The organism is Psychrobacter sp. 16-MNA-CIBAN-0192, from assembly GCF_040309565.1.
GTDB lineage: Bacteria > Pseudomonadota > Gammaproteobacteria > Pseudomonadales > Moraxellaceae > Psychrobacter.
In genome coordinates, this window is the sequence record NZ_JBEOOX010000002.1 from 103,026 (window position 1) to 115,720 (window position 12,695).

7 protein-coding genes and 1 pseudogene are annotated in these 12,695 nt (G+C 43.7%); 7 read left to right on the forward strand and 1 reads right to left on the reverse strand.

Translation table 11 applies throughout. The annotated features are described in order from the left end of the window. Window positions 1-287 precede the first annotated feature (287 nt). From pilG to AAEY78_RS02325, 7 genes and pseudogenes are all read left to right on the forward strand, one after another. The gene (gene pilG, locus AAEY78_RS02295) at window positions 288-668 is read left to right on the forward strand and encodes a twitching motility response regulator PilG (RefSeq protein WP_352336974.1); all 381 of its coding nucleotides are present in this window, start codon (window positions 288-290) and stop codon (window positions 666-668) included. Window positions 669-871: 203 nt separating this feature from the next. Then, window positions 872-1,234 carry a response regulator gene (locus AAEY78_RS02300; RefSeq protein ID WP_352336976.1) on the forward strand — a complete coding sequence of 121 codons (363 nt, stop codon included), beginning with the start codon at window positions 872-874 and terminating at the stop codon, window positions 1,232-1,234. A 3-nt stretch (window positions 1,235-1,237) separates the two neighbouring features. Then, entirely contained in the window at window positions 1,238-1,768 is a 531-nt protein-coding gene (locus tag AAEY78_RS02305) for a chemotaxis protein CheW (RefSeq protein WP_352336977.1), read from the forward strand. Window positions 1,769-2,356: 588 nt separating this feature from the next. Beyond that, window positions 2,357-3,415: pseudogene (locus AAEY78_RS02310) on the forward strand (methyl-accepting chemotaxis protein); the annotation flags it as partial. Window positions 3,416-3,676: 261 nt separating this feature from the next. Then, window positions 3,677-10,972: an Hpt domain-containing protein gene (locus AAEY78_RS02315; protein WP_352336979.1), complete on the forward strand. Its 7,296-nt coding sequence runs from the start codon at window positions 3,677-3,679 to the stop codon at window positions 10,970-10,972. Between the two features lie 112 nt (window positions 10,973-11,084). After that, window positions 11,085-11,621 (forward strand): hypothetical protein, encoded by a 537-nt coding sequence (locus tag AAEY78_RS02320; RefSeq protein WP_352336981.1) that lies wholly within the window; start codon window positions 11,085-11,087, stop codon window positions 11,619-11,621. A 131-nt stretch (window positions 11,622-11,752) separates the two neighbouring features. After that, the gene (locus AAEY78_RS02325; RefSeq protein WP_352336983.1) at window positions 11,753-12,280 is read left to right on the forward strand and encodes a cytochrome b; all 528 of its coding nucleotides are present in this window, start codon (window positions 11,753-11,755) and stop codon (window positions 12,278-12,280) included. Between the two features lie 126 nt (window positions 12,281-12,406). Here the strand turns inward: AAEY78_RS02325 and minE are convergent, their stop codons facing one another. Further along, window positions 12,407-12,694 carry a cell division topological specificity factor MinE gene (minE, locus tag AAEY78_RS02330; protein WP_352336984.1) on the reverse strand — a complete coding sequence of 96 codons (288 nt, stop codon included), beginning with the start codon at window positions 12,692-12,694 and terminating at the stop codon, window positions 12,407-12,409. Between the last annotated feature and the right edge of the window lies 1 nt (window position 12,695).

The following is a 12,695-nucleotide window of genomic DNA, read 5'->3' on the forward strand; positions in this document are numbered from 1 at the left end:
GCTGCCTATTTTTGCAGTTATTTGTTACTATAAGTAACCAGACATCAGCGATTATTACTGGTACTACACACTAGGGAAAATCTCTAATTATTGCTGTGTAAATCCCTGATTTAACATGTTATAGATTTGTTTTTCTAGGTGTTTATGATACCCGTTATGATTAGGGTAAAATAGCAGAAGTCTGGACTGACGGTAAAATAATTGGTGACTTTCTGTCAAATAAGAGTACAGAGAGTTGCTAGCAGATATCTTTTTCAGAATAAACAGTCGTTCATAGGATAGAAATAATGGAAAATAGTTTTGATGGGTTAAAGGTCATGATTATTGATGACTCTAAAACCATTCGCCGTACGGCTGAAATGTTGTTACAAAAAGCAGGGTGTGAGGTAGTATCTGCCATTGATGGTTTCGATGCGTTGGCTAAAATTGTGGATAATGATCCTGATATCATCTTCGTTGATATTATGATGCCGCGATTAGATGGCTACCAAACCTGTGCCTTGATTAAAAATAACCCCAATTATGCCAATAAGCCGGTCATTATGTTGTCCTCTAAAGATGGTTTATTTGATAAAGCACGCGGACGTATTGTGGGCTCAGATGAATATCTGACCAAGCCATTCAGTAAAGACGAGCTATTTGATGCCATCAATCGTCATCGTATCTAATCCATAGTTAGGATGTAAAGAGTTAAAGCGGGTACTAGGTATTATCGGTAATATGTGTTGGTTGCAATACAAAGGTCATAGTTTTTTATAGCATGGCATCACCACTGCTAGCCTAAACAAGTATTGTATGCATCTGACTGACCATATTAGGGGTCTGTCCACCTACGTTTTAGCCGCTAAAGTAAGTAATAAAGGATATATCTATGACAACTATATTGGTGATTGATGACTCGCCATCCGAAATGGCTAAATTTCGTGACATACTGGCAAAAAATAATTTTCGCGTATTGGAGGCGGCAAATGGCGAAGAAGGTTGTGCCATGGCTATCTCTCATCTGCCCGATGTGATTTTAATGGATGTGGTTATGCCAGAGATGAATGGTTTTCAAGCCACGCGTAAGATTACCCGTGATAAAAATACCGCTCATATTCCAATAGTCATTATAAGCACCAAAAATCAAGAAACAGATAGGGTTTGGGGTAAGCGTCAAGGGGCGAAAGAGTATTTGACCAAGCCCATTAATGAGGCGGAGCTGATGCAGGTTATCCGTACTGTAATGGAGTAATTTGTGGCGTCTAGAGGATTTATAGAGCTTTTACGGCTCGCTGATTTGGCCAAAGCTCGTCAAAGTGATCGACATGGTGATCAGGATGTTGGCTGGCGCGGTGTGGTATTTGAGCTGGGTGATCAGCGACTGGTTGTGCCTCTTGGCGAGGTCTCTGAAGTGCTCTCAATGCCAGAGTACACTATGATGCCGCTAGTACAGCCTTGGTTGCTCGGCATCGCTAATGTACGCGGACGTTTATTGCCGCTTACCGACTTAGCAAAATTTTTACAAGTGAGTCGTCAGACATCACAGCTGACCCAGCGTAAGGTCATCGTTATTGACCATCAATCTTTGTTTCTTGGGCTCATTGTGGATCAGGTGCTAGGTATTGAGCAGTTTTCCTCTACGCAATATCATGCTGAATCTATCGATATAGATTCACCATTTGCTCCTTACAATCATGGTAAATTCGTCAAAGATGGGCAATCTTGGTTTATTTTTCTGCCAAGCCTATTAGTTGAAGACCCACGCTATATAGATGCTGCTATCTAGCGCTTATATAGATAAAGGTTTATATAAAAAGTCTCAAGGATTGAGCGTACGTAAGCCTATACAACTTAATGATACTAATAATAATGGATATACCTAAAAGGGTGTACTTGAAATAGAACCCTTTAAGCGTGGACTTAGATAAATAGGGCTTTAAAAAAAGGTGATGACTTAGGTGATGACCAATCCCGCCTTGATTAGGGTCAGCCTCGGTACGACTTAGACGACTGTTTGGAAGGAATAAGTACGATGAGTGACACGATAAAAAGTTTGATAAATGGTGCCTATAAAAGCGCCCCAGCTATTGATAATGCTAACCATAAAGAGAAGTTATTGTTAGGTGGGTTTGCGTTTGTCAGCATAGTCAGCTTAATTTGGCTGATTAACTCATTATCAAAGGTTAGTCAACATTTGGCTGACTTTAACCAGCTAATAATATTGCCATCAGCGGTATTTTTACTGGGGCTGCTTGGGTTGTTATATGCGCTCGCGCAGCTTTTTAAGCAGCGTGGTCGTAATGAGCGCGTCATGGTTGAAAAAGAAACCTTGCGCCGTCGTCAAGAAGCAGAAGCCGAGTCTGAGCGTGCGCGTCAAATTCAAGAAGAAAATGAGCGTAACCAAATTGCCATTTTACGCCTGCTAGATGAGCTTGGGGACTTGGCGGAGGGTGACTTAACCGTTAACGCGACAGTGTCAGAGGACTTTACAGGCGCTATTGCAGACTCAGTAAACTTTGCCATTGACCAATTGCGCCAACTGGTACTGGTTATTAATAGTACCGCCGATCGTGTCTCCCAATCCTCCGAGCAAACTCAGGTCAACGCGGTCAAACTTGCTGAAGCGTCCGAGCACCAAGCGCAAGAAATTGCTGGCGTATCGGCTGCTATTAATGAGATGGCCGTCTCTATCGACCAAGTATCTAATAACGCGACTGAATCTGCCACGGTTGCTCAGCGCTCGGTTGTTATTGCTCACAATGGTGCTGAGGTTGTTCAGCGCTCCATTGAAGGTATGAATGTCATTCGAGATCAGATTCAAGAAACCTCAAAGCGTATTAAGCGCTTAGGCGAGTCATCGCAAGAGATTGGTGATATTGTCAGCTTGATCAATGATATTGCCGATCAGACTAATATTTTGGCATTAAATGCCGCTATTCAAGCATCAATGGCAGGCGAGGCTGGTCGAGGGTTTGCGGTAGTTGCAGACGAAGTACAGCGCTTGGCTGAACGTTCAGCCAATGCCACTAAACAGATTGAAACCTTGGTAAAAACCATTCAGGCAGACACCAGTGAAGCCGTGATGTCGATGGAGTCGACTACCTCGGAGGTAGTACGCGGAGCGCGGTTGGCAAAAGATGCGGGCGAGGCTCTTGAGGAGGTGCAAAGTGTCTCTAGTACCCTTGCTGATTTGATTGAAAATATCTCCAACGCCGCGCAGCAGCAGGCAGCTTCTGCCGGTCATATCTCTAATACCATGAACGTCATTCAAGACATTACCTCACAGACATCCTCAGGGACAATGGCAACTGCACGTTCAGTAGGTGAGCTGAGTGAAATGGCAAACGCGCTGCAAGAGTCGGTGACAGGATTTAAATTATCAGATGGTAATGAGCTTGACTACGATGAACATAGCCATTTTCAAGTGGTGTAATCGTAATCCGCTATGTTAGACCAGATTATTAGTACCATGGTGATTAGTATCATTATTATTGATCTCATTACTACTGATTTCATTACTATTAATTTCGTTATTAGCTCTATTGTTAAGCGATAGCGTGATTAAAGGCATGCTAGCAACCGTCATAAAAGCTGGATATTCTGCTCATGCCAATTGACTGCCTGCTACCTTCTACCGTCACCGCGCTGCTTTCTAAATCACATGAATTGATGAGCCATAAGTTAGGATGAACCTATGAACAAACAGCCCAATGATATGGTGACGATTGAGTGGTTACTACCGCTATTTAATGAGCAGTTGGCACAGTTTGCAGATAGCTGGCAGGTAGAGGGTGATGATGGTATTTTTGCCACCTTGCAGGAGCATTATCGTCAGTTAAGTGGTGCCTTAATCATGGCAAATCTACCGCGACTGGGCGCTTTGGCTAATCAGCTGAGCGGCTTGGCTGCGGCAGGAATGCATCAGCCGTTAAGCAGGCAAGAGCAGCTGATGGGACAATTTTCTCATCAGTTGCTTTATTATGAGCTGCTACAGGGGGCGCATACTGGCAGCTATCGCGGCGCATTACTCACAAAAACGATCGAAGTATTAACCGCTAATATTGCAAAATTTTTGACAGAAAAACCTCTCAACACTGATGTACTTCACGAAACTCGTTATGATGCGTTTGATGCTAGAAAAGGCGTCAAGATTGCTGTTCCTGAAGCCGCCGCACTTCTCACTTTACAAAGTCGCCACTATCACCAACTGCTCATTGCTTGGCGTCAGCAAAGTGCTGAGCTGCTTGCTGTCAACAGCAATCAGCTATCAATATTAGGTCGACTTGCCACCGTCACTCGTTATTTGTGGCAGGTTATCGAACCCTCATTACAGCAGCAGCTATGGTATAGCGCTGAGCAATGGCTGCAGAATTTAGCACATAATGACACGCCGCGACCTGAGGATTACGCCACCTTATTAACAAGTTTAGAGCAGTTTATCCAGATTTATTACGAAAGATCCAAGCGGCAAGAGAGTCTGAGCGCGGAAAATGAGCAAGATTTGGGTACGGATGTTGACTTTACTGAGGCATTGAACGGCGGTTTGACCGCCGATGCCATCAACCGCGTGATAAATGCGCTTTATATTGAGTTGAGTAGTCTAGACACTATCAACCCTAATACGCAAGCCCTATTAAGCCACATTCCTGAACCAAATCGTGCAGCGGTTACTGAACCCTCGCTGCCGTTTTTAGCGCGGCTTTTAATTGATCTCGAAACCATTATTTTTGAGTTAGAAGATGGAGATAGTGCGCTTACATTACTACAGCAGCGTCAGCGTCAGCTTCAGGTGCGCGGCTGGGCACAATATGAGGCGCAAATCGGTCAAATTATACAGCGTCTGACGGCATATGAGTCGGCTAACGATAGTGATGTTCAAAATCTGCGTTCAATCGAGCAACAATTACAAGATTTATATAATAATATTTATGAGACGGTTCAGGCTTTAGATAATGGTAACAGCGCCTCCACTTCTCAAAATATAGCCACTTCTCAAGATATAACGTTATCGTTGGATAACGCATCTAAAACCAGTTTATCGCAATTACGTTGTGCGATTACTGCGATTCGCCAGCATTTTATGGCGTATATACAACAAAAAGACGCAAATTTATTGCCAAATGCGCACGATTTTTCTGAAATGAATGGTGCTTTTGAAGCATTCGGGCTACCTGATATACAGCAGTCTACGGATAAGGTAGCAGCGATTTTTACGCAAATTAAGGCGCATGATTTTAACGAGCTGGGTTGGCAGTTAACACAAGCCTTAGCGGACAGTTTATCGGCGATTGATTTGTTGCTAGAGCATCTGACGTTGCATATCATTGATCAGTCATTGCTGGGGCAAGCGCACACTTATATTGCCAATGCTGAGTTGCTATTAGCGGCGCTGATTGTTGATCCTATAACGGTATTAGAGCAGGACAAGCAGCGTGACAAAGACATCAATAAGATTAGCCAGCGCATAGCCAATGAGAGGGTACGTTACGATGACAGTGGTGAAATTGCTCCCTTGCAAGCAATGCGCCAGCTGCCTACTGACAGTTTTATTCAAGATGATGATCTTCGAGATATCTTTATTGAAGAAGCTGACGAGGTAATTGGTGATGTAGCGGGTTTTTTATCGATTTGGGAGGCGGATACGCAAGAGCTGTCGTCTTTGATGGAAGTGCGCCGCGGCTTTCATTTGCTAAAAGGCTCTGGGCGAATGGTTGGGGCAATGAGTGTCAGCGAGGTAGCATGGGCGATTGAAAACCTGCTGAACCATATATTAGATCATAGCCTATCAGTGACAGAACAAGTGGTAAATTTAGTACTGCACACCACCCAGCAGCTATTGATATTAGTAGCAGATTTTGCGGCTCAGTCTACCCCCAGCTGTGACCCTCTCTTGATCGTCTTACAGTGTGAAAATTTAGTTGCTGGTCGTCCATTACTTGAAGGCATACCCGCAGTAGCCTTAACCTTAAATACGGTCGCATCAAGCGTGCAAACTCATCACAGTGTGACTGATGATCGCACTTATAAAGGCAGTAATAATGACAGTGCGGATAAAAGTACGGATAAAAGTGCGATAGAGAACTACGGCATGGGTTCTAGTATGGCAGCTCATACGACTTCTAGTAATAACGCGGAAGCTGAAATAGACAGTCATAAGCAGCCTGCTTCATTAAACCTTATCACTACCAAGTCGTCTGATTTGACTATTCCAGAGTCATTAGTGCCCTTGTTAGAGGCAGCGCAGGACTTGCCCGCAGACAACCAAGATACCGACTCTGATATTAAAGAGATATATATTGAAGAAGCAGAAGAGGTGTTAGCAGAGATTACACCTTTGTATGGTCTGTGGCAGCAATCTCCCGATGAGCTGATATACCTGCCTGATATTCGCCGCGGTTTTCATACCCTTAAAGGGTCTGGTCGTATGGTAGGCGCGCTTTATACTGCTGAGCTTGCGTGGGCAATGGAAGAGATGCTCAATCGTCTACTAGACCGTACCATTGAGGTTTCGGCTGATATTTTTCTGCTCCTAGGTGAAGTATTAAGTACTTATCCTACATTGATTCAGATATTTGCTAAGCAAACTCAAAGCGTTAGTGCAGAGACAAGCTATCCGTCAATTCTTCCATTATGGGTTGCCTGCGCGCGTGCATATAGCCAACAACTTGGCAACACATTCAGTTACGCCGCGCTATCTTACCAGTATTTGCAGCAAACGGGCTTTGAGATCCCTTTAGAACCGCAACCATTAGCGTTGCCCGCTCCGATTCCTAGTCATAATGAGGCAGACACAACTTACACAGCGCATGTCGACTATATGCTCCAGACCTTCCATTCGGTCAATGAGATGATAGCCACTGCTCCAGTCGTCTTGAGCACACACAGCGAAGAAGAGCAGGATTTTTGTCAGATTTTTGTTGATGAAGCCCAAACGTTGTTAAAGACCATTAATCAGTTCATTAAGGATAATGAAGGGCAGTCGCAGATTGAGGTAATTGATGAGATTGTTCGTGCTTTTCATACCCTGCGCGCCGCTTCTGGCTCAAAAGCATTGGTTGCTATCAGTGAGGTGAGTGCCGCAATAGAGCAAAGTCTTGAACAGTTACAGCAGCAAGATATTATGATGAATGCTGAACACTTGCAGGCCTTGGCACAATCGACAGCGTTAATTGAAAGCTATTTGTTCTCCTATGAGCAGTGCATTATTCAACAAAGCCAATTATTAGCTGTAGATAATAATGATGATAGCCAGACAGATGACCTTATCGAAAATACTAATGCTATAAGAAATCAGCAAGACCTGACTGCGTTACAGGCAATGCTCGGTAAACTACAGAGTATGCCAAAAGGTATCAATAGTCAGCTGAAATTAGCCCCTCTGCTGGGTATTAATATCGATGAACTATTAGATGCCGATGCTGATTTGGTACAAGCCTTAAGTCATTCAGATATGGCACATATAGAAGCGTATATTGAACTCCAACGTGATCAAATTGCCCGCTTATCTGACCACACTAAAGAGTCGCCTAAGTTTTGTTTATTACTGGGTGCGCTAGATAATGCCTATCATTACTTATCCATCTACCCTCATAGTGCTCGCGAGAAGGCGGTACAGGCGCTCTTAGTTGCAGGGCATGCACAACTGCTGGGGTTATTCGATTCTTTAGCAGGCAGCATGTCTTTAAAGATAGATGCGCAAGTGATTGTAGATTTACAGTCGTTTATGGTTGCTGCTTTAAAAGACAATGATTCAAAAGAAACTGATTCGAAAAAAACTGATTCAGAAGAGAGTGATTCAGAAGAGACTGATTTAAAAGAAACTGATGATGTAACTGTCCTTCAAGTAGTAGAGAGTGTAGAGCCAGCGCCTTTAACAGATGGCACGGTCGCCGGCGCTACGTCTAATATCCAAAGTAAGCATATTGACCGCAAAAGTATTGACAGCCCGAGCGCAGATACCATACAGCACGCAAGCGTAGCTCCAACTGTACTGCCAAGATCAGTTATTAGTCAGCAGGAAGAAGTATTAAAGCTCGAAGAAGTGGCGACGGATATTGAGTTATTAGAGATTTTCTTAGAAGAAGTACAAGATATTGATAGTGCAGTCGCGCAGACATTCAGTAAGTGGCGTACTGACATCAATGATGTGACCACAATAAAGGTATTGCAGCGCTATCTACATACCATCAAAGGTGGTGCTCGAATGGCGGGTATTGCCAGTATTGGCAATTTGACCGCTCAAGCAGAAACGCTATACACAGCCTTTGTCGAATCACGCATTCAACCAACCTTGCAATGGTTGTCGATTATGCAAATGGTACAAGATGTGTTGTCATTGCAAATTGATTATGTCGTGCGCTATCGAGAGTCCTTTTTTGCCGAGCGGCTAATCAAGCAGCTACAGCAACTAGAAACTGCTACTGAGCTTCCCGTTACCCTCACGCTAATACTACCAGCGCTGCAGAATCATTTAAATGTCCATGGCAGTCATAATGAGAGCGCCGATAAGGGCACAGAGGTACAGCTAGAATCGGCTGATGAGCGTGATAATCTAGAGACTTTAATCGCTCAATCATGGCATGAAGGCATGCCTGACCTTGATATTCTAGAAGTGTATTTAGAAGAAGCAGATGAGTTGGTCAACAATAGCAACAAATATTTGCAACTGTTTTTAAATAACATCAGTGATGTCATGGCGCTACAAACCCTACAGCGTGATTTGCATACTATCAAAGGCGGGGCCCGAATGGTGGCGGCAAATGGTATTGCCGACCTAGCCCATGAGATGGAAACCGTTTACGAAGAGTTGGCGGTACGTCGTCGCCCAGCGACCAAAATGATTGCTAAGTTATTGACAGTATGTCATGACTGGCTTGCTGACGCTGTATTTGTACTAAAAAATCGGCTGAATCCACCCATCCCTAGCGTATTAGTCAACGCCTTGCAGCAATTTAGCAAAAACCCTGACAGTCTGAAATCTGTGCCTATTGAGTCATTACAAACTCAATTAAGCGCCATTTTTGCCGCAAAAACCAAGCGCGAAAGGGTGCGCGGTGTGGATAATATTGCAGTGATGCCGCCCATGACTGGCAATTTCACCGAGCAAGAGCAAATTAGTAGTAGCAATGAGATGATACGTATCTCAGGCAACTTGATTGAGCGCATGATTAACTTGTCTGGTGAATCTGCCATTAACCGTGCGCGTATTGATATGGGTATGAGCAGCTTGACCCTAAGTATTGAAGAGATGGGCACGACAGTACAGCGTTTGGCAGATCAGCTACGGCGAATGGAAAATGAGCTTGAACAGCAAATTTTATCGCAAATTGACGATGTCGAATTGATTGCCAATGAAGGTTTTGATCCGCTTGAGATGGACCAATACTCTTCTTTAAATCAGCTCTCCAAATCGCTATCTGAATCCGCCTCTGACTTGATTGATATTAATAGCACTTTACTTGAAAAGACCCGTGATAGCGAGAACCTGCTTTTGCAGCTATCCCGTACCCAAACTGAGCTACAAGATGGACTGATGAACTCGCGTATGGTGCCGTTTGCCCGTCTTACCCCGCGCTTAGAACGTATCGTACGTCAAACGGCTAATGAGCTGAACAAGTCGGTTGAGCTGAGCATCATTAATTCAGATGATGAGATGGATCGAACCATCCTTGAGCGCATTACCTCACCGCTTGAGCACATGCTACGTAATGCAGTAGATCATGGCATTGAAAGCCCGCAAAGCCGCCTAAATGCAGGTAAGGAGCGCAGCGGACATATCACTTTAGAGGTGTTGCGTGAGGGCAGTGAAGTGGTTATCAACTTAACTGACGATGGGCGCGGCATTAGCGTCGATGCCGTCAGGGAAAAGGCGATTGCGCAAGGCTTAATCGATGTCAATGATGATAGCTTGTCTGATCTCGATGTGATGCAATATATTTTTAATGCAGGCTTAACCACAACCAATCAAGTGACCCAGATTTCAGGTCGTGGCGTGGGTATGAACGTGGTGATCAGTGAAGTTCGGCAGTTAGGCGGCGTGGTCTCAGTCACCTCAAACTCAGGTCAGGGGTCTTGCTTTACCATGCGAGTGCCGCTGACTGTTGCCGTATCAGATGCCTTAGTCGTGCGTACCGCCGATCGCTATTATGCCATTCCTTTGGTGCAAATTGAGCGCGTCGTACGTATCAATCCGGAGAGATTGTACGACTATTATCAATCGCATGAGACAACCATGCGCATTGAGGATGCGGATTATCGAGTCCGTTACCTTAACGAGATATTGACCGGCAATAAGCTTAATGAGTTGATAGTCAATACCAATTCAAGCTTGCCAGTTATTATTATTAAAAACCGTAGCGGTCAAAAACTAGCACTACAAGTGGATCAAATCGCGGGCTCGCGTATTGAGGTAGTGGTCAAGCCGCTCGGTAAACAGCTGTCACATGTACCAGGTATTTCAGCGGCGACTATCATGGGCGATGGCTCAGTGATGATGATACTAGACCTCATTGCGCTATTACGTAATGCCCCGTCTATCAAAGACAGTCGTCCAACTATCAATGTTAAAGGGCAAAGTAACGCAGGAGCGCGGCAGCAGCCCACTGTATTGGTGGTTGATGATTCGGTCACGGTTCGAAAAGTCACCTCGCGCTTTTTGGAGCGTCAAGGCATTACGGCTGTTGTTGCGAAAGATGGCATCGATGCCATTGAGATCTTGCAAGAGCTAACCCCTGACCTTATCCTGCTCGATATTGAGATGCCAAGAATGGATGGTTTTGAGGTGGCTATGCAAGTGCGCTTTAGCCAGCGCTTACGTAATATTCCAATTATTATGATTACCTCAAGAACAGGTGAAAAACATCGTGCGCGTGCCTTTGAGATTGGCGTCAATGACTATATGGGCAAACCATTCCAAGAAAAAGAGCTGCTGCGTAACATTCAAAATCTGGTCGATATCAATTTTAAGGGTGCTTATGATGAGGCGCTATAATTGACTATTACAGCCAAAAAGTCGAGAAAAGCTCTACTGGCGTTAATTTAAAAAGTGCCGATGAGGTAATATCAGTCACTATTTTGTATCTCTATTTTATGATGGATAAGCTATGAACCAAATCCGAAAGCATGCGTTTGAGGCAATCAGCTTACTGACTGCCAGTAATGGTACGCTTGATGTCACCATTGTGCCTGCCGAAAATCAACCTGATTGGGTTATTCCAAGCGCGCTGATATTAAGTGTCGATGAGTATGCCGAGCGGATTTGGACATATCTGTGGCAGCAGCAGGAAGTGGCTGTCTTTCATCTGTTACCATCTGAGCAAACGCCCGATAAATTAATTGTGCTAGAAGGTAATACCACTGTGCATCGGTTAGCACTGCAAACGGCAGGTGAGCTACAGCAACTGAAAGTGCGTATCTCTGATGTTAAAGACATAGCGCTGCCAGAGCAGTATACTGAGATATCTGAGCCTCAAACCGATACTACCCAAGGTGAATCTAACGAACAGACTGGAAACAGCGCACGTTTTCAAGAAGATATTGTGCCGTCCTACCTGTTCCAAACCGTAACGATTGATAATGTGCCTTATTTAGTGCCTGATTTAGAAAAAATTGCTCATCAACTGGTAGATTTAGACAGTTAATTTGAGCTATTGTAAAAAATAAGCATTAACATCATTATAAAATGATAAATAATTTAACCAAGGCAACGGCACCAACTAACGATATTAAGATACAATAAGTGTCAAAATAGGTGTGGTTAAGAAGAGTGGTTATGCAAAAGGATTATCAGAACGTCCAAAAGTGGTCAGTCAGTAGCCGGATATTTCATTGGATCAGTGCTGCTTTGTTATTAGTGACGTGGCTATTGATGTTGGCTTATGGCTATAATGAGAGCAAAGTATTTCTAGGATTGCATAAAGCTTTTGGTATCAGTGTCTTATTCTGGATGATCGCGCGGGTCATTAATCGGCTATTTACCAAAGCGCCGCCACCGTTACCCATGCCAAAAATACAAGTACTGATATCGCAACTGACGCATTTTCTACTTTATGCATTATTGATTGCTATGCCGATTGCTGGGCTATTGATGTCAGTTTATGGCGGTCGACCAGTTGATATGTTTGGTTTGTTTGAAATACCTGTATTTGTCACGCCCAACCGTACTGCTGCGCGTTTTTATAACGATGTTCATGCTGATATTCTGTGGCCGATGATTATCGTATTTACCCTTGCGCATATTGGTGCGGCGTTTTTCCATCAGTGGATAAAAAAAGACAAATTAATCGATCGCATGAAATAGAAGTTATTAAATCGTAAGTCAATTATAGATAATTTTTAGCCAAAAAAAGCCCTAGATATAATATGTAGGGCTTTTTATTCGTATCATGTAATTGAAATACACTTATTTCTCAGCTTGTTTTACAGCTTATTTCTTGTGCTCAGGTAAGCTGATGTTCATCTCTAACACATCAAGAGTGTCTTCATGGCGGTGATTAATATTAACGTCATCAATCTGTACGCCATTGACGTATTTATTGACCACTTCTAATATTTCACGTTTCATTTTCTCGATACGATCAGCCGTTAAGCGGTTATTGAGACGATTTTCAGTGGCAACAATAACCTTAAGGCGTTCAGTTGCCATATTGGCACTTCCTGCGTTATTGTCGTCGGCACCGAATAAATTACTCCAAAATCCTTTTTTCTTACTCATT

What these genes read in the sequence shown, in the direction of transcription:
- pilG (WP_352336974.1), top strand. Translation starts at nt 288, where the DNA reads ATGGAAAATAGTTTTGATGGGTTAAAGGTCATGATTATTGATGACTCT.
- AAEY78_RS02300 (WP_352336976.1), top strand. Translation starts at nt 872, where the DNA reads ATGACAACTATATTGGTGATTGATGACTCGCCATCCGAAATGGCTAAA.
- AAEY78_RS02315 (WP_352336979.1), top strand. Translation starts at nt 3,677, where the DNA reads ATGAACAAACAGCCCAATGATATGGTGACGATTGAGTGGTTACTACCG.
- AAEY78_RS02320 (WP_352336981.1), top strand. Translation starts at nt 11,085, where the DNA reads ATGAACCAAATCCGAAAGCATGCGTTTGAGGCAATCAGCTTACTGACT.
- AAEY78_RS02325 (WP_352336983.1), top strand. Translation starts at nt 11,753, where the DNA reads ATGCAAAAGGATTATCAGAACGTCCAAAAGTGGTCAGTCAGTAGCCGG.
- minE (WP_352336984.1), bottom strand. Translation starts at nt 12,694, where the DNA reads ATGAGTAAGAAAAAAGGATTTTGGAGTAATTTATTCGGTGCCGACGAC.